The following is a 17,597-nucleotide window of genomic DNA, read 5'->3' as shown; positions in this document are numbered from 1 at the left end:
GGGTCTGACCGCAGTCTTAGCCTCGGGTTGCGTTATTTCCCCGCCTCCCGCACCGGTATCGGCGCATTGCACAGGTCGACGTGGCCGGCCGTGACCTTGCTCCAGGGGCCGCCGCGGTGGCGCTGGGCCTCCAGCACGGCCTGGTAGGCGGCGCTGTCGGTGCGCATCACTTCCAGGTTGCTGCGCTGTGCCAAAGGCACGCTGGCGGCCAGGCGGATGGACTTGATCGGCACGTTTTTCTCGGGGCTGTCATAAAAGCCCATGGGGGCCGTGCCCCGTGGCAGCGTCGACAGCAATGGCATGCCCGAGACGACCCTGCCGACGACCGTGATGTCGCGGTCCAGGTGGCGCGGCGACTGGCCGATGACGGCGTACAGCTCGGTGCCGCCGCCGCTGTCGCTGGCGCTGTCGCGGCCCACGCCCACGGTGGCATAGCAATGCGTGAGCCAGGCCGTGCCGGTTTTCGGATCGCGCGCGGACGGAAAACCGTTCGAATGGCCCACTTGCGGCGCATAGCCATCGACGTCCGGCAGGCGGGTAAAACTCTTGATGTTTGTCAAGGGTACCGTGAATTCGCCAGGCAGAGTGCGCTGGGCGTGCTGGATAGGCTTGGGATTTTTCTCGTTCGGATCACCCCATTGCGCCACCCAGTTGTCCTGCGCGCGCGTGATGGCCAGGCCGTCGTAATACTGTTCCGCCACCAGGGCCTTGATATTGGCCACGTGCCTGGGCGCGAAGTCGGGCGCCAGTTCGATCACCACGCGGCCGGCGGGAATGTCCATATACAAGGTGTTGTCCGGGTCCAGCGCACGCCAGTCGGATGGTGTCGAGGCCTTGATCACGTCGGCCAGGCTCGCCTTGGCGGGCAATTCGGCGGGCGCCTTGATCTGGACAGGGGCTGCGTGGGCCGTCAGATGTGCAAGGCCCAGTACGGTGGCCATGGTCAGGCCGCTCAATGGGTGTCGATACATGTTTTCTCCTGGTCGGCGCGGGTTGCGCCGGTCAGAAAGTGTATACCGGAATGGCAATATTTCGGTGGAAAAACATTGCGTCAAGTACGTCAGGCCTGCGGGACGGCAAGCCGGGCCGGACACTTTGGCATGGCGCTTTCCTTAACCTTTCCTTAAATTGCCACACACGCAAGGGCGCCGCATAATTAATCCGGAAATATCGGGCCGGGGACTGCCGTTGCGCCGGCCGGGTGGTGTATGATTCCGCCGCTACCTTTAGGGAAAAATATATGGATTTTGTGCAATTCCTCGACATGATCGTGCATGTCGACAAGACGCTGGGTCTCTTGATCGAGCAGTACGGCACCCTCGTGTATGCGGTGCTGTTCGCCATTATTTTTTGTGAAACAGGCCTCGTGGTGCTGTTTTTCTTCCCTGGGGACACGCTACTGTTTATCGCCGGCGCGTTTTGCGCGACGGGGCAAATGCACCTGGGCTTGCTGATCGCGCTGCTGGTGACGGCCGCCGTCACGGGCAACACGCTCAATTACTGGATAGGCGAGGCCATCGGGCAAAGAGTGTTTACCCATGATTACCGCTGGATCAACAAGGATGCCATGCGCCGCACGCATGAATTTTTTGAAAAGCACGGCGGCAAGACCATCATCCTGGCCCGTTTCGTGCCGGTGGTGCGTACCTTTGCCCCGTTCGTGGCCGGCATTTCCGACATGACGCATGCGCGCTTCCAGATGTACAACGTGACGGGCGCCCTGTTGTGGGTGGTCGGTCTGGTGACGGCGGGTTATTTCTTTGGCAATATCCCGTGGATACGCGACCACCTGACCTTGATCGTGCTGATCGGTGTCGGCGCTGCCGTCGTGCCGGTGGTGCTGGGCGGCATGTGGAAACTATACAAGCGCATGGCCGGCAAGTCGGCCTGATTGCTGGAACGATCCAGGGCAAGCGCGCTGCGGCGCCGTCCGCAGCTGGCCCTGGATTAACTTTCTTCTTCGCATTTCTGTTTTACTCCCGCGCTGATTCAAGTTTTGTTGCTTTCCAGCCGTAAACCAGAGGGTATTCTCACTTTCTGGATTTCCATGCGACATTTGAGCGCCCTGTTAGCTTGCAGCCTTGCCGCCATGGCGGCCATGGCAAGCGCCAAAGATGCCCCTGCTTCGGCGAGCGCCGCCGCGTCCGCACCAGCGAGCGCGCCCATGTCGGCGTCGGCGCGCGCGGCCGCCATGAAAACCCTGACGGAATCCGTCAAGGGCAAGGAGGGCAAGGCGCCAGTCGTCGTCGCGCCGACGGCGCGCGACAAGGAAGAAGCGGCCGAAGTCGACCTGTCCGAACGCATCGCGGCGCGCCTGGCGGAAATGCGCGCCACGCAGGCGGCCCGCGCCGCCGCCCGCGCCAAGCGCGCCGCGGTAGTGAAAGCGGCGCCGCCGCCTGCGCCACCGGTGCCGCGCGGCACGCACTGGTCGTACGAGGGCGAGAGTGGCCCGGCCAACTGGAGCAAGATCAATGTCGACTGGGCCAAGTGCGGCAATGGCAATCGCCAGTCGCCGATCGACATCCGCGATGGCATGAAGGTGGAACTTGAGCAGATCAGCTTTGACTACCATCCGTCGTCCTTCAGTGTGGTCGACAATGGCCATACGGTGCAGGTGGGAGTGAGCGGCGGCAACTACATCACGGTACAGAACCGCATGTTCGAGCTGCAGCAATTCCATTTCCACCGCCCTTCCGAAGAGCGCATCAATGGCAAGGCGTTCGAGATGGTGGTGCACCTGGTGCACCGCGACGCGGAAGGCCGTCTGGCCGTGCTGGCCCTGCTGCTGGAGCGGGGCGCGCCGCAAGCGACCATCCAGACCGTGTGGAACAATCTGCCGCTGGAGAAATTCGAGACCATGCAGCCGACCATTTTGCTCGATCCTGCCGAGATGCTGCCGGCGCGGCGCGATTACTACACCTATATGGGATCGCTGACTTCACCACCCTGCAGCGAGGGCGTGCTGTGGCTGGTGATGAAGCAGCCGGTACAGGCATCGCCGGCGCAGATGGCGCTGTTCAGCCGTTTGTATCCGCTCAATGCGCGCCCGGTTCAATCTGGTAACGGACGCATCATCAAGGAATCCAACTAAACGCATTCCAGGCGCTGGCGGCCCGTCCATTCGGCGCCGGCAGCCAGCGTATCGGGCTGGATCAGCGCCGGCTCGATGCAGATGAAGCGCTGGTATTCGTCGTCGGCCAGGTCGGGCAGGGCGGCCGCGTCCTGCGCGCCGGGGTTCCATACGACGGCATCCGTGAAGCCCTGCTGCTCCAGGCGCAGGGTGGCGGCGCCTGCCTGCAGGCTCAGTGCGCCCGGCAGCTGGTAGTAGATGCGGTCCAGCTTGTCCGCAAACTGCAGCAATTCTTCCGCCTGCAGCGCGTCCTGCGGCGCGTCGTCCGAATAGCGCACGCGCTGCAGGCCGCCAATGCGCGCCTCGCTCAATTGATCAATCGCAAAGTAGCTGTGCAGGGCGGCCGAGAACGGGAACGCCTGCTCGCCCGTATTGTGCACGGACAGCTGCAGCTCCAGCGCGGAGCCTGTGACGGCCACGCGCAGGCGCAGGGTGAAGGCGTAGTCCCAGGCGGCGGCGATCGCTTCCGGCAAATCCGCGTGATGCAGGACGAATTGCGCCCATGCCGCGCCATCGGCGTCGCCGGTCGATTCCAGCTGCCACGTCGCCACGCGTGCAAAGCCGTGGCGCATGCCTGTGCCGCGCGCGCCGAACTGGGGAAAGATCACGGGCACGCCGCCACGGATGGCGCGGCTGCCGTCGAGGCTCGATGCGCGGCTGCAGAACAGGCGTTCCTGGCCGTCGCTGGTCCGCCACGACACCAGGTGGCCGCCGTACAGGGTCACGGTCGCCTGCGCGCCGTCGGCGGCGCGGATGATCACGGCCGGCAGCTGGCCAAAGGTGCTGTTGCTCATGCTAGGCTTTCATGTCAGGTCAGGCGGCTTTTCGCCAGCGGCGGATTCTTCGCAAAGTAATTCTTGATGCCCGTGACGATGGCGTCGGCCATCTGGTCCTGGTAGCCGTTGTCGGTCAGCTTGGCTTCTTCTTCCGGATTCGAGATGAAGGCCGTTTCGATCAGGATGGAAGGAATATCCGGCGCTTTCAGCACGGCGAAGCCGGCCTGCTCGACGGAACCCTTGTGCAGGCGGTTGATGCCGCCGATTTCGCGCAGCACGGCCTTGCCCAGCTTCATGCTGTCATTGATCTGCGCCGTCGTCGACAGGTCGAGCAGCACGCTGGCCAGTTGCTTGTCGTGGTTCTTGACGTTCACGCCGCCAATCAGGTCGGCCTGGTTTTCCTTGTTGGCCAGCCAGCGCGCGGCCGTCGAGGTGGCGCCTTTTTCGGACAGCACGAAGACGGACGAGCCACGTGCCGTCGGCTGGATAAAGGCGTCGGCGTGGATCGAGACGAACAGGTCAGCCTGCACCTTGCGCGCCTTTTCCACGCGCATGCCCAGCGGGACGAAGAAATCGGCGTCGCGCGTGAGCATGACGCGCATGTTCGGCTGCAGTTCCAGCTTGGTTTTCAGGCGCTTGGCAATGGCCAGCACCACGTCTTTCTCGCGGCTGCCTTTACTGCCCATGGCGCCCGGGTCCTCGCCGCCGTGGCCGGGGTCGAGGGCGATGGTAATCATGCGCACCACCTTCTGGCCCGGCAGCGGGCGCGCTTCCGGGCGCTGTTCCGGGCGGACGTCGGGCACGGGCGGCACGATGGACGCCACCGGCGGCGCCACGGCCGCCGGCGCCTTGCCGCTGTCGGGCAGTGGCAGCGCGGGCGGCGGCGTATGCGTGCCGGCCATGGGCGGCTTGGCCGGATCGCTCGACCAGTCGCCCTTTTCGATCATCTGCGCGATCAGGTCCGGCTCGCGCACGGGATACAGGTCGAAGATCAAACGGTGATTGTAGGAGCCGGCCGGCGGCAGGGTAAACAGCTGCGGCGTGACTTCTTCCTTCAGGTCGAACACCAGGCGCACCACGTTGGGGCGGTTCTGGCCCACGCGCACCTGCTTGATGTAGGGGTCGTTCGACTGTATCTTCGCCACCAGGCCCTTGAGCGTGGGATTGAGTTCCAGCCCTTCGATGTCGACTACCAGCCGTTCCGGGTCCTTGACGATGAAGTGGGTCGCCTTGAGGATGCTGTCGTTTTCCAGGGTGACGCGCGTGTAGTCCTCGGCCGGCCAGACGCGCACGGCGAGAATTTGCGCCGCCATCGCCGACATGGGCGCGAACACGGACAACAGCAGGGTGCCGCCGGCCTTGAGCACCGTGCGCCGGGTGATGGGCGAGGAGATCAAAGGTTCGGGGCGAATTTGAGACGGTGAAGGCATGACAGACCCAATTCAGAAGACGCTTGCAATTCTACATCACGTCCTGTACCCGCAACGCTCAAATAAACATTCAGGTCGGCAGGCGGCAGAACCGGTTCGGCTTTCTCCGGCCATTCGACGATGCAGATATTGCGGCCGTCGAAGTCTTCGCGAAAGCCCGCGTCGAGAAATTCCTCGGCGCTGCCCATGCGATACAGGTCGAAGTGGATGACGTTGACGCTCTGGCCGCCGAGCTGCACCGTGTACGGTTCGGACAAGGTGTAGGTGGGGCTTTTGACGTGGCCCGCATGGCCGGCCGCGTGCAGCAGGGCGCGCGTGAGGGCCGTCTTGCCGGCGCCCAGGTCGCCGTGCAGGTAGATCGCCAGGCCCGGCGCCAGCGCGCGCGCCAATGCGGCGCCCAGCGCGGCCGTGCCGGCTTCGTCGTGGAGGTGGGCTATGAAGTGTTCGGTCATTATCTTCGGTATCGCATAAAATGGAGGCTGCCGTTATTGTAACCGCCCGCGCGCCTGCCGTTTTCCGTAAAGTCCCCTATGTCCGCCACCACCACCGATCTCGCCTCCCTGGCGCGCACCATCAAGGAATGGGGGCGCGAGCTGGGTTTTGCCGAAGTGCGCATCGCCGACGTGGACCTGTCGCACATGGAAGCGCCCTTGCAGGCCTGGCTCGATGCAGGGTATCACGGCGAAATGGACTACATGGCCAGCCACGGCATGAAGCGCGCCCGCCCGGCCGAACTGGTGCCCGGCACGGTGCGCGCCATCAGCGCGCGCATGAATTACCTGCCGCCGGCGCTGGGGCCGGACTGGCGCGCGCACGAGGCGGCGCGCGACGCCGATCCCGCGGCGGCCGTGATCTCGGTGTATGCGCGCGGCCGTGATTATCACAAGGTCATGCGTTCGCGCCTGCAGCAGCTGGCCGACCGCATCAAGGGCGAGATCGGCGACTTCGGCTACCGCGTCTTCAGCGATTCGGCGCCCGTGATGGAAGTGGAACTGGCGCAAAAGGGCGGCTTGGGCTGGCGCGGCAAGCACACCTTGCTGATCAACCGCCAGGGCGGCTCCTTCTTTTTCCTCGGCGAGATCCTCATCGACGTGCCGCTGCCCGTCGACCCGCCTGAAACGCCGCGCTGCGGCCAGTGCTCGGCGTGCATCACGGTGTGCCCGACGCAGGCCATCCTGGGGCCGTACCAGCTCGACGCGCGCCGCTGCATCTCCTACCTGACGATTGAGCTGAAAGGCGCCATTCCCGTCGAGATGCGTCCCCTGATCGGCAACAAGGTGTACGGCTGCGACGATTGCCAGACCGTCTGCCCATGGAACAAGTTCGCCCAGCGCGCCGTGGTGCCCGACTTCGACGAGCGCCACAGCCTGGGCAGCGCCGGCATGGTGGAGCTGTTCGCCTGGACGGAAGAGGAATTCAACCGCCGCATGGAAGGCAGCGCGATCCGTCGCATCGGCCACGAACGCTGGCTGCGCAATCTGGCCGTCGGCATGGGCAATGCGGCCGCCAAGGCCAGAGGGCAGGCCGACATCGTCGCGGCCCTGCTGTCGCGCCGCGCGCACCCGTCGGCCATCGTGCGCGAACATGTCGAATGGGCGCTGGCCCTGCACGGCATCGCCTAAAACCCTCTCAAGCCTGTTTCAGGCGCAGCGCCGACCAGTCGGCGTCGATGGCGATCATCGCCACGCTGTCGAGCCCCACGGTTTGCGCAAAGCCGCGGATATCGTCGCGGTGGATGTCGCTGCCCGCCTTCACGCCGCCCTTGCGGTAGGCCACCCAGACCGAGCCGCCGGGCGCCAGGCGCCCCTGCGCCGTCGGCAGAAACTGCTCCAGTTCCGCGCGGCTGCGCGCGAACAGCAGTATCCAGTCGGCGCGCTCTCCTTCACCCACCCGCCGTTCGGCCGGCAACTGCGCCAGCAGGGCGGCGTGCTCGCCGCCATCATTGAGCACGGCCAGGGCCTGAGCATTTTTCACATACATTTTTTCAGCAACGGTTTTTTCAGGCATGGCATGGGCGTGTCGATTGGGAAAAGACGAGCATAACAAATTTCTCCTTGACTTATCGATATATCGTTATAAAATGACGATACCTACTAACGATATATCTTTAAAGAGAAAACATGAGAAACTCACACCACGCAGAACACGGCCACGGCGGCCATCACCACCATCACCACCATCACCACCATCACGGCCATTGCGGCCAGCAGCGCCACCATCACGGCGAGCAGCGCCACGAACACCGCCATGAGCACCGCAGCGACTACCATCTGCACGGCCGCGGCCCGCGCGGCTTCGACGAGCGCGGCGACGGCATGGGCCATGGCGGCCCCGGTGGCCGGGGCGGACGCGGCGAACGGGCCGAGCGCGTCTTCGGCCGCGGCGACCTGCCGCTGATCGTGCTGGCGCTGATCGAGATCAGCCCGCGCCACGGCTATGAAATCATCAAGGCCATCGAAGAGCGTTGCGGCGGCGCGTATGCGCCCAGCCCGGGCGCCGTGTATCCGACCCTGACCTTGCTGGAAGAGCAGGACTACGTTACGTCAGGCGAAAGCGCCAGCGGCAAGAAGCTCTACACGATCACGGAGCTGGGCCGCGCCTACCTCGACGAGAACCGCGCCCAGGTGGACGGCATCTTGGCACGCCTCGACATGTTTGCCCGCGTCCAGGCGCGCAACGCCTTGCCCGAACGCGTGCGCCAGGCCATGCACACCCTCAAGCATGCGCTCTTGCTGAACAAGACCAACTGGAGCGAGGCGGAAGCCGAGCGCGTATCGGCCGTGCTGGAACAGGCGGCCAACGCCATCGTCGACAGCCACTGAGCCCACTTTACAAGGACAAGCAATGACTACTGCCTCACCTGCAACACCACGCCCGCATGCCATCGAGCGCGTGCGGCATGACTTGAAACTGCGCGTGCTCACCGTCGTGCGCACGGAGCAGCTGACGCCGCACATGCGCCGCATCACGCTGGCAGGGGACGACCTGGACGGCTTTGTCTCGCCCGCGCACGACGACCACGTGAAACTGTTCTTCCCCGCCCCGGGCGAGAACACTCCCGTGTTCCCCGTGCTGGGCAATGGCGCCAATCCCATCCAGTATGCCGAGGGCGCCCGCCCCATCGCCCGCAACTACACGCCGCGCCGCTACGACGCCGCGCGGCGCGAACTGGAAATCGACTTCGTGCTGCATGGCGACGGCCCTGCGGCCAGCTGGGCGGCGCAAGCGGCGCCCGGCCAGACCCTGGGCGTGGGCGGCCCGCGCGGCTCCATGCTGGTGCCGCTCGATTTCGACTGGTATGTGCTGGTGGGCGACCAGACGGCCTTGCCGGCCATCGCCCGGCGCCTGGAACAGCTGCCGGCCACGGCGCGCGCGATTGCCGTGATCGACATCGTCGAAGACGGCGAGCAGGTCGCGCTGGACAGTGCGGCGCAGCTGGACGTGCGCTGGGTGGCGCGCAATGGCCGCAGCGGCGCCTTGCTGCTGGCGGAACTGGCGAAGGTGGTCTTGCCGCAGAACGGCGACGGCTACGTGTGGGTGGCGTGCGAGCATGCGCAGGTACAGGGCTTGCGCGGGCATTTCATTGAAGCCGGCGTGCCGAAGCAGCATCTGCACGTGGCCAGCTACTGGAAGCATGGGGCGGCCGAGCACCACGAGCATCACGACGAGTAGCAATGGCGGTGCCGGGTGATGCGCGCAGCGCCAGCCCGGCTGACGCCTGAACACGGCCGCGGCGCCCTGGCTGGCGGCGACGCGCTTATTGTCTGGTTTTTAATTTTCCAATTGCATATAATTATTTTTTTATAGAAATAATATTCAAGGGGAAAATGTTGAAATTACTGTCTTTGAGCGTGCTGGCCGTGGTGCTGATGGGGTGCTCGACCCCGCGCCCGCCGGTTGTCATGCCGGAATACCAGCAGGCGGAATATGACGCCTTGAGCAACACCGGCAGCGGCGGCGTCAAGGGTCAGGCCTTCATGAAGACCAAGGGGGGCGAGTTCAAGAAGGCCGGCGGCGAAAAAGTCACCCTGCGTCCGAAGACGGAATATGCGCGCAAGCTGGCCATGCTGCCTGCGTCGCTGTACAAGCGCCAGGTAGTCGGCACCGTCAGTCCGAAGATCCGTGACTATGACCGCACCACCGTGGCGGACAGCGACGGCAGGTTCGAATTCACGCAGGTCCCCGATGGCACCTACTACGTTACCACCAACGTGAGCTGGTCCGTGTTTTATCCAGGCGCATTCACCCCCATTGAGAGCAAGCAGGGCGGAATCCTGACGACGGAAGTCATCGTTGCGGACGGCAAGGTTTCCAACGTCATGCTGACGCGCTGAGCGTCCGCGCCACGCTTACTTCAACAACCCCGCCAGCTCCACCGCCGTCTTGACCTGCATCTTGTCGAAGATGTGCGCGCGGTGGACTTCCACGGTGCGCATGCTGATGCCCAGCTTGTCGGCCACCACCTTGTTCATCTTGCCCGCCAGAATCAGGTCCAGCACTTCGCGTTCGCGCGTCGACAGGGTGGCCAGGCGCGCGTGCACGGCGGCCAGTTCGCCCGCCTGGCGCGAGTTGGCCAGGCCCTGCTGCACGCGGTCCATCAGGTCGTTGTCGTTGAACGGCTTTTCAAAGAAATCGAAGGCGCCCCGTTTCAGGCTGTCGACGGCCATCGGCACGTCGCCGTGGCCGGTGAGGAAGATCACGGGCAGGCGCGCCGTCAGGTCGCGCTTGACCAGCTGGTCGAACAGGGCGATGCCGTTCATGTCGGGCATGCGCACGTCGAGCAGTACGCAGTCGCCGGCGGCGTCGAAACTGCCGTCGAGACTGTCGAGGAATTGCTGCGCGCTGGCGTAGCTGCGCGCCTCGATGCTGCGCGAGGCGGCCAGCCAGGACAGGGAGTCGCGCACGACTTCTTCGTCGTCGATAATGTGTAGCATGGTGTCTCCGGCTTGTCGTTTCGTTATTCGTTATTCGTTATTGCCTGGTGCGGCGCGCGCGGCGCGGCCGGCACGCTGAATGTAAAGATGGTACCGCCAGCGGGATTGGCGCCGAAGGTCAGCGCGCCGCCGTGAAATTCGATGGCGGTGCGGCAGATGTTCAGGCCCATGCCCATGCCTTCGGACTTGGTCGAGAAAAACGGCGAAAACAGCCGCTCGGCCACGTCCACCGGGATGCCGTGGCCATGGTCGATCACGTCCACCGTCACCATGCCTTGCTGCGCGTCGTGACTGGCCCGCAGGCGCATGATACGCCGTCCCGGCGCCGCATCCTGCATCGCCTCGATGGCGTTGCGCGTCAGGTTCAGCAGCACTTGCTCGATCATCACGGGGTCGGCGCGCAGCAGCGGCAGGTCCGGCGGCAGCTCTTCCTGGATGGTGACATAGTATTTGCGCGCCTGCAGGTCGATCAGCGCGCGGATGCCGTCGATCAGGGTGCGGATGGCGATATCCTGGCGCTGCGGCTCGCTCTTGCGCACGAAATCGTGCACGCTGCGGATGATCTGGCCGGCCCGCTGCGCCTGCGCGCTGGCCTGTTCCAGCGCCGGTTTCAGGGTAGTCGGCTCGACGGGCGCGCCGTTGTCGATGGCGCGCCGTATCAGGTTCAGCGCGCCCGTGGTGTAGCTGGAAATGGCCGCCAGCGGCTGGTTCAGTTCATGCGCCAGCATCGACGCCAGCTCGCCCATGGTAGCCAGGCGCGAGCTCGTTTGCAGTTTTTCCTGCTGCTGGCGATTGAGTTCCTCGACGCGCTTGCGGTCCGAGATGTCGAGCACTGAGCCCATCCAGCCCGTCTGCTGGCCGTTCTTGTCCACCAGCGGCGCTTCGAAGATCAGCACGGGCACGCGCGTGCCGTCCGGGCGCTGGAAATAGGTTTCGAACTGCGGCGTCGGATTGCCGGCCAGGGCCTTGACGAAGCGCTGCTGGTATTCCTCCAGCGCCTCTGGCACCCAGTAGGGCATGGGCGGCAGGCGCCCGAGGATTTCCTCGGGCGGATAGCCGACGATCTGGCAGAACGCGGGATTCACGTAGGTGACTCTTCCTTCCAGGTCGCGCGCGCGCATGCCCGTCACCAGCGAGTTTTCCATCGCCGTGCGAAACAGCATCTGCTGGCGCAGTGCGCTTTCGGCCGTCAGCCGGCGCGAAATATGCCGCCACAGGGCCAGCAAGCTCCACAGCAGGCCCAGCGAGAGGGCGATGACGGAACCGACCAGCAGATTCGGCAGCAGCTTGGGCTGGCTTTTCACGCTGTCGGTAAACAGGGTGATGGTGGCGCCGGGCACGTCGAGCGCGCGCTTGTGCGTGTACACGCCGTGGCCCGGGCCGGCCGCGGCGCGCCGCGCCAGCACCTTGTCGTCGCGGTCGATCAGCGAAATCTGGTTATCCTGGGCGAACCACCACGGCACCATTTCATCGAGCAGGCTGCTGATCTGGTAAGTGGCCACCAGGCTGCCCACGTAGCGCTGGCCCTCGAACACGGGCTGGTGATAGTCCATCAGCATGGCGCCCGGCGGCGCGTCGGGAAAGCCCGTCTGCTGCGACGGCTGGGCGTACTGGCCCCGGTGCAGGCGCCGCGCATTGTCGGCCGCCGTCAGCGAGGCGGAAGAAAACGCCAGTGCATGCGGCAGATTGCTGTCGCTGGTGGCCAGCACCTTGCCGCTCGTGTCGAGCCACAGCACGCGCTGCAGCTCACGCCCATTGCGCAGCATCTGCTGCAGCCGCTCGTGCACTTTTTCCACCGACAGGGAGCCGCTGGCGATGTCCACGCCCAGATTGAACAGGCTTTCCTCGTTGCGCGCCAGCTGGAAGCGGATGGTCTGCTCCACCCACAGCGTGTCGGCGATCAGCTGCTCCTGGCGCTCGTTGCTCTCCATCTGGCGCGCCTGCCAGGGCAGCCAGAACAGGATGGACAGGAACAGCAGCAGCAGGATGACGGGCAGCAGCCAGCGCATCGGACTCGATAGCTTGAAGCGGCGCGCAAGGGTGGGGGGAGTCGGCATGGCTGGCAGGGTAGCGGCTTATCGGGAGCCGGCTATTGTGGTTAACCACAATAGCCGAGGCAGTTTCTTTGGCACAATATTCAAGTAGACAAATAATAAAGTTTTTTCAAACACCATTCAGGAGACAAAAATGCAACTGCCACCAATGAAAACCCTGTTCGTCACGCTGTGCGCGGCCATCGGCGCCACCGCCGGCGTGCACGCTTACGCGCAGGCGCCCATCGTCATCAAGTTCAGTCACGTCGTGGCGACCGACACGCCGAAAGGCCAGGCCGCCGAGCGTTTCAAGCAGCTGGCTGAAAAAGCCACGAATGGCAAGGTCAAGGTCGAACTCTACCCGAACAGCCAGCTGTACAAGGACAAGGAGGAACTCGAAGCCCTGCAGCTGGGCGCCGTGCAGATGCTGGCGCCGTCGCTGGCCAAGTTCGGTCCGCTGGGCGTGAAGGAATTCGAAGCGTTCGACCTGCCCTACATCTTCCCCACCAAGACGGCGCTGTACAACGTCACCGAAGGCGAGATCGGCAAGAGCCTGCTGAAAAAGCTGGAACCCAAGGGTATCACGGGCCTGGCCTACTGGGACAATGGCTTCAAGGTGATGTCGGCCAACAAGCCGCTGCACAATCCGGCCGATTTCAAGGGCCTGAAGATGCGCATCCAGTCGTCCAAGGTGCTCGACGCGCAGATGCGCGCGCTGGGCGCCAATCCGCAGGTGCTGGCCTTCTCGGAAGTGTATCAGGCGCTGCAGACGGGCGTGGTCGACGGCACGGAAAATCCGCCATCGAATATGTACACGCAAAAGATGCATGAAGTGCAAAAGCACGTGACCGTGTCGAACCACGGTTACCTGGGCTATGCCGTCATCGTCAACAAGAAGTTCTGGGACGGCCTGCCGCCCGAGATCCGCACGCAGCTGGAAAAAGCCATGCGCGAGGCGACGACGTTTGAAAAAGCCATCGCCCAGCGCGACAACGACCAGGCCCTCGACGCCATCAAGAAAGCGGGCAAGACGCAGATCTACACGCTGACGGTGCAGGAACAGGCCGAGTGGCGCAAGGCGCTGGCGCCCGTGCAGAAGGCCATGGAAGGGCGCATCGGCAAGGATCTGATCTCGGCCATCAACAAGGAAAGCGCGAAGTAAGCAGCGCTGGCCGCGCCACCGGGCACGGCTTTCAGGGACCTCCCTGTCTTTCTGTAGCAACGGCACCTGCGCGTCCTGCGCGGGTGTCAGCGTACCCGCATTCTTTGAAAGTCCACCATGAAATTTCTGGATCACCTGGAAGAGTGGCTGATCGCGACCCTGATGGGCGCAGCCACCTTCATCATCTTCGTGGCGGTCGTGCACCGCTACCTGGCAGGCTTGCCGATACCGGGCCTGCAAGACTTTTTGATTCAAATCAATACCAGCTGGGCCCAGGAACTGTGCATCTATATGTTTGTCTGGATGGCCAAGTTCGGCGCCGCGTATGGCGTGCGCACCGGCATCCACGTGGGCGTCGACGTCCTGATCAACCGCATGAACCCGCGCTGGCGCGACCGCTTCATCGTCTTCGGCCTGGCCGCCGGCGCCCTGTTTACGGGCATCGTCGGGACCCTGGGCGCCAGCTTCGTGTGGTCGATCGGCCACACGGACCAGACCTCGGCCGATATGGAAATCCCCATGTGGCTGGTTTACCTGGCCGTGCCGCTCGGCTCCTACCTGATGTGCTTCCGTTTCCTGCAGGTAATGGTGCATTTCATCAAGACCGGCGCCCTGCCGAAACACGATCATTCGCACGTCGAGGGGCTGGAAGAGGAATTGACGGCGGAAGAAAAAGGAGCCAAGGCATGAACGCGCTGATTATTTTTGTGTTGCTGCTGGCGCTGATGCTGACCGGCATGCCGATTTCCATTTCGCTGGGCCTGACGGTACTGACGTTCCTGTTCACCATGACCAGCGTACCCATCGAATCGGTGGCCCTGAAGATTTTCACGGGCATCGAGAAGTTCGAGATCATGGCCATCCCGTTTTTCATTTTGGCGGGCAACTTCCTCACGCATGGCGGGGTGGCGCGGCGCATGATCAACTTCGCCAGCTCCATGGTCGGCCACTGGCATGGCGGCCTGGCGCTGGCCGGCGTGATGGCGTGCGCGCTGTTTGCCGCGGTGTCCGGCTCCAGCCCCGCCACCGTGGTGGCGATCGGCTCCATCATCCTGCCGGCCATGGTCAAGCAGGGCTATCCGCGCGGTTTCGGCGCCGGCGTCATCACCACCTCGGGCGCCCTGGGCATTTTGATACCGCCGTCGATCGTGATGGTGATGTATTCCGTCAGCACGAATACCTCCGTGGGCAAGCTGTTCATGGCCGGTGTGATTCCCGGCATGATGCTGGCCATGCTGCTGGGCCTGACGACGTGGTTTTTGGCGCGCAAGCATAACTATCCGCGCATGCAGAAGGCCAGCTGGGGCGAGCGTTTCGTCACCTTCAAGAAAAGCGCCTGGGGCCTGCTCCTGATCGTCATCGTCATGGGCGGCATCTATTCGGGCGCCTTCACGCCGACGGAAGCGGCCGCCATGGCCGCCGTGTACGCCTTCTTCATCGCCGTCTTCGTCTACAAGGACTTGAAGCTCAAGCAGGTGGGCAAGGTCTTGCTCGATTCGGCCGCCATGTCGGCGATGTTGTTGTACATCATCACCAACGCCGTGCTGTTCTCATTCCTGATGACCAGCGAAAACATCCCGCAGGCAATGGCTGAGTGGATCACGGGCAAGGGCCTGGGTGTGATCAGCTTCTTGTTGGTGGTCAACGTGCTGCTGTTGTTGGCGGGTAACGTCATGGAGCCGTCGTCCATCGTGCTGATCATGGCGCCGATTTTGTTCCCCGTCGCCATGAAGCTGGGCATCGACCCTGTGCACTTCGGCATCTTGATCGTGGTCAACATGGAGGTGGGCATGTGCCATCCGCCCGTGGGCTTGAACCTGTACGTGGCGTCCGGCATCACCAAGATGGGCATTTCGGAACTGACCGTGGCCGTGATGCCGTGGCTGCTGACGATGCTCGCCTTCCTCGGATTGATTACCTACGTACCACAAATCTCGCTGTGGCTGCCAAATTTAATTTACAACTAAAACAGTTGTCCCCGTCATGGCGCAAAAAAAGTCGATCCGGCCGAATAAATGCGCTATGATGGGCAGCCTTACGGGGAAACACGTATAAGCATATACGCCCAGGTAGCAAGGCTGAAAGACAGAATTGGTGACAAGGTTGGTGGGGGAGTGGTCTATAAAAACGGTATTGATACCGGGGATATATTGAGGAGACACACGTTTCACAGAAGTTGTTGAGTCATCGCTGTGTGCGGCCACAAGCCGGTACCGGCGGACCCAAACGACCGGGAACGTGAAGCAATATTTGAAGCGCACCGATTGGTGCGCTTTTTTTTCGTGCCGGGGAAACGTCCGCCCACCCGGCCAAAGTCGGTGCATAATCGCCTTGGCGCTGTTTCCCGCGCCAGCAGGTTGTATATTTGCCACACTTGAATAATGATCAGCAGATGAAAAAACAACAGGGCAGTGAGCTGTTCAGCGCCATCGTGGCCGCGCCGTTCGGCGCCATGGGCATGCGCGCGGATGGCGGGCAGCTGCATGAACTGGTCTACCTGCCGCCGCACTTTGCCGAGAAAGACGCGCAGGATGCCGTCTCCGAGCTGGCGTGCCAGCAACTGGCGCGTTATTTCCGCGACCCCGATCATGTCTTTGACCTGCCGCTGGCCGCGCTGGGCAGCGCCTTTCAGCAGCGCGTATGGGCGGCGATCGCCGGCATTCCGCGCGGCCAGGTGCGTACGTACGGCGACGTGGCGCGCTTGATCGGCTCGGCGCCGCGCGCCGTGGGCCAGGCGTGCGGCGCCAACTGGTTTCCGGTGGTCATACCCTGCCACCGCGTGACGGCCGCCGGCGGCCTGGGCGGCTTTGCCCACCATGACGATGCGACGGGATTCCACCTGGGCGTGAAGCGCTGGCTGCTGGCGCATGAAGGCGTCGAAGGTTACGCATGATGAACAGCCTGCTGGCGCCCGACAACGCCACCCTGATCGACGAATTCTGCGACAGTCTGTGGCTGGAAGACGGCCTGTCGAAAAACTCGCTGGACGCCTACCGGCGCGACATGCGTCTGTTTTCGCGCTGGCTGGAAGTGGCGCGGCCCGGGCGCGAGGGCCTGTACGAAGTGTCCACGGCCGACATCGAGGCGTATTTCGCGGCCCGCCATGACGAGAGCAAGGCAACGTCGTCGAACCGCCGGCTGTCCGTGCTCAAGCGTTTTTACCAGCTGGCCTTGCGGCACCGGCATATCGCGGCGGACCCGTGCCTGAAGATGGTGTCGGCCAAACAGCCGGCGCGCTTCGTGCACACCCTGAGCGAAGCGCAGGTGGAAGCCTTGCTGGCGGCGCCTGACGTGAGCACGCCGCTGGGCCTGCGCGAACGCACGATGCTTGAACTCATGTATGCGAGCGGTTTGCGCGTGTCGGAACTGGTGGACTTGCAATCCGTGGAGCTGAGCCTGAACGATGGCGTGCTGCGCATCACGGGCAAGGGCAGCAAGACGCGGCTGGTGCCGTTTGGTGAGCAGGCGCGGCTGTGGATCGAACGCTACCTGAAAGAGGCGCGCGGCGTGATCCTTGACGGCCAGATGGACGATGCGCTGTTCGTCACGCGGCGCGGGGGCGCCATGACGCGGCAAATGTTCTGGGTCATCATCAAGAAACACGCGCTGAATGCCGGCATCACGGCGCCGCTGTCGCCGCATACCTTGCGCCACGCGTTTGCCACGCATCTGCTCAACCATGGCGCGGACTTGCGTGTTGTGCAATTGTTGCTGGGACATTCCGATATTTCCACAACGCAAATTTACACGCATGTCGCCCGCGAACGGCTGAAACTGCTGCATGCGCAGCATCATCCGCGAGGCTAAACATTTGGTGTTTGGTCCAATTACGTCATAATGTGCCTTATGTGCTTATCTGTAACAATAAAAAACTAAAGAGGTAGTAAATGGCCAAGACAAATTTCCAATACGAAAAACGGCAAAAAGAGCTGGAAAAGAAGAAGAAAGCCGAGGAAAAAGCCAGACGCAAGCTGGAAGCGAAAAACAATCCCAAGCCGGCCGACGGCGCCGACGGTGAAGAGCCGGAGGCGGACGACGCCGACCCAGATGCGGCCGCCGAAGGCGACGCGCCTGTCCAGCCGCAGTAAGCTCCTGCCGTTGATCACCGGCGCGGCATCGTTGCCGCGCCGGC

19 protein-coding genes are annotated in these 17,597 nt (G+C 63.4%); 12 read left to right on the top strand and 7 right to left on the bottom strand.

Features of this window, described 5'->3' with window-relative positions:
* Positions 1-32: 32 nt before the first annotated feature.
* Positions 33-971 carry a peptidylprolyl isomerase gene (locus tag AC07VI_RS03430; protein ID WP_492995713.1) on the bottom strand — a complete coding sequence of 313 codons (939 nt, stop codon included), beginning with the start codon at positions 969-971 and terminating at the stop codon, positions 33-35.
* Positions 972-1,240: 269 nt separating this feature from the next.
* Here AC07VI_RS03430 and AC07VI_RS03425 point away from each other — a divergent pair, with 269 nt between their 5' ends.
* A complete protein-coding gene (locus AC07VI_RS03425) occupies positions 1,241-1,891 on the top strand; it encodes a VTT domain-containing protein (RefSeq protein ID WP_086143823.1) in 651 nt (216 codons plus the stop codon).
* Between the two features lie 156 nt (positions 1,892-2,047).
* Positions 2,048-3,091, top strand: coding sequence for a carbonic anhydrase (locus AC07VI_RS03420; RefSeq protein ID WP_172404644.1), 1,044 nt, complete (start codon positions 2,048-2,050; stop codon positions 3,089-3,091).
* Here the strand turns inward: AC07VI_RS03420 and AC07VI_RS03415 are convergent.
* The 3 genes from AC07VI_RS03415 to tsaE are packed head-to-tail and all read right to left on the bottom strand — an operon-like array spanning position 3,088 to position 5,788.
* Positions 3,088-3,924 (bottom strand): D-hexose-6-phosphate mutarotase, encoded by an 837-nt coding sequence (locus tag AC07VI_RS03415; RefSeq protein ID WP_086143824.1) that lies wholly within the window; start codon positions 3,922-3,924, stop codon positions 3,088-3,090. The two genes, AC07VI_RS03420 and AC07VI_RS03415, sit on opposite strands and share 4 nt — an antisense overlap.
* Before the next feature lie 14 nt (positions 3,925-3,938).
* Positions 3,939-5,336: an N-acetylmuramoyl-L-alanine amidase gene (locus tag AC07VI_RS03410; protein ID WP_086143825.1), complete on the bottom strand. Its 1,398-nt coding sequence runs from the start codon at positions 5,334-5,336 to the stop codon at positions 3,939-3,941.
* Complete coding sequence (gene tsaE / locus AC07VI_RS03405; RefSeq protein ID WP_086143826.1) at positions 5,300-5,788, bottom strand: tRNA (adenosine(37)-N6)-threonylcarbamoyltransferase complex ATPase subunit type 1 TsaE; 489 nt, start codon at positions 5,786-5,788, stop codon at positions 5,300-5,302. Before tsaE ends, AC07VI_RS03410 begins: the two co-directional genes overlap by 37 nt.
* Positions 5,789-5,866: 78 nt before the next feature.
* Between tsaE and queG the strand changes: the two genes are divergently transcribed.
* Positions 5,867-6,958, top strand: coding sequence for a tRNA epoxyqueuosine(34) reductase QueG (gene queG / locus AC07VI_RS03400; RefSeq protein WP_086143827.1), 1,092 nt, complete (start codon positions 5,867-5,869; stop codon positions 6,956-6,958).
* A gap of 7 nt (positions 6,959-6,965) precedes the next feature.
* On the opposite strand, the gene AC07VI_RS03395 is transcribed toward queG, so the two are convergent.
* Entirely contained in the window at positions 6,966-7,310 is a 345-nt protein-coding gene (locus tag AC07VI_RS03395; protein ID WP_157792421.1) for a DUF3052 family protein, read from the bottom strand.
* A gap of 146 nt (positions 7,311-7,456) precedes the next feature.
* On the opposite strand from AC07VI_RS03395, the gene AC07VI_RS03390 reads away from it, so the two are divergent.
* The 3 genes from AC07VI_RS03390 (at position 7,457) to AC07VI_RS03380 (ending at position 9,670) form a co-directional block, all read left to right on the top strand.
* Positions 7,457-8,158, top strand: coding sequence for a PadR family transcriptional regulator (locus AC07VI_RS03390; RefSeq protein WP_492995708.1), 702 nt, complete (start codon positions 7,457-7,459; stop codon positions 8,156-8,158).
* 22 nt (positions 8,159-8,180) lie between these two features.
* A complete protein-coding gene (locus AC07VI_RS03385; protein ID WP_086143830.1) occupies positions 8,181-9,008 on the top strand; it encodes a siderophore-interacting protein in 828 nt (275 codons plus the stop codon).
* A gap of 155 nt (positions 9,009-9,163) precedes the next feature.
* On the top strand, positions 9,164-9,670 hold the full coding sequence (locus AC07VI_RS03380) for a hypothetical protein (protein WP_086143831.1): 507 nt from the start codon (positions 9,164-9,166) through the stop codon (positions 9,668-9,670).
* 15 nt (positions 9,671-9,685) lie between these two features.
* Here the strand turns inward: AC07VI_RS03380 and AC07VI_RS03375 are convergent, their stop codons facing one another.
* Together AC07VI_RS03375 and AC07VI_RS03370 are read right to left on the bottom strand one after the other, a co-directional pair.
* Positions 9,686-10,270, bottom strand: coding sequence for a response regulator transcription factor (locus AC07VI_RS03375; protein WP_086143832.1), 585 nt, complete (start codon positions 10,268-10,270; stop codon positions 9,686-9,688).
* Positions 10,271-10,293: 23 nt separating this feature from the next.
* Positions 10,294-12,327: a PAS domain S-box protein gene (locus tag AC07VI_RS03370; RefSeq protein WP_226935417.1), complete on the bottom strand. Its 2,034-nt coding sequence runs from the start codon at positions 12,325-12,327 to the stop codon at positions 10,294-10,296.
* Between the two features lie 145 nt (positions 12,328-12,472).
* On the opposite strand from AC07VI_RS03370, the gene AC07VI_RS03365 reads away from it, so the two are divergent.
* The 6 genes from AC07VI_RS03365 to AC07VI_RS03340 all read left to right on the top strand — a co-directional run bounded on the left by AC07VI_RS03365 (position 12,473) and on the right by AC07VI_RS03340 (position 17,553).
* Entirely contained in the window at positions 12,473-13,465 is a 993-nt protein-coding gene (locus AC07VI_RS03365) for a TRAP transporter substrate-binding protein (RefSeq protein WP_086143834.1), read from the top strand.
* Between the two features lie 117 nt (positions 13,466-13,582).
* On the top strand, positions 13,583-14,155 hold the full coding sequence (locus AC07VI_RS03360) for a TRAP transporter small permease (protein ID WP_086143835.1): 573 nt from the start codon (positions 13,583-13,585) through the stop codon (positions 14,153-14,155).
* A complete protein-coding gene (locus AC07VI_RS03355; protein ID WP_086143836.1) occupies positions 14,152-15,432 on the top strand; it encodes a TRAP transporter large permease in 1,281 nt (426 codons plus the stop codon). The genes AC07VI_RS03360 and AC07VI_RS03355 overlap by 4 nt, the downstream gene beginning before the upstream one ends.
* Positions 15,433-15,857: 425 nt before the next feature.
* Positions 15,858-16,358 carry a methylated-DNA--[protein]-cysteine S-methyltransferase gene (locus AC07VI_RS03350; RefSeq protein ID WP_492995704.1) on the top strand — a complete coding sequence of 167 codons (501 nt, stop codon included), beginning with the start codon at positions 15,858-15,860 and terminating at the stop codon, positions 16,356-16,358.
* On the top strand, positions 16,355-17,272 hold the full coding sequence (gene xerD, locus AC07VI_RS03345; protein ID WP_172404646.1) for a site-specific tyrosine recombinase XerD: 918 nt from the start codon (positions 16,355-16,357) through the stop codon (positions 17,270-17,272). Before AC07VI_RS03350 ends, xerD begins: the two co-directional genes overlap by 4 nt.
* Positions 17,273-17,352: 80 nt before the next feature.
* Positions 17,353-17,553, top strand: a complete 201-nt coding sequence (locus tag AC07VI_RS03340) for a hypothetical protein (RefSeq protein ID WP_086143838.1) — start codon at positions 17,353-17,355, stop codon at positions 17,551-17,553.
* Positions 17,554-17,597: the final 44 nt, after the last annotated feature.

Source organism: Janthinobacterium sp. GW821-FHT03A03, assembly GCF_059421435.1.
This window is presented reverse-complemented; position numbering and strand designations above follow the sequence as displayed.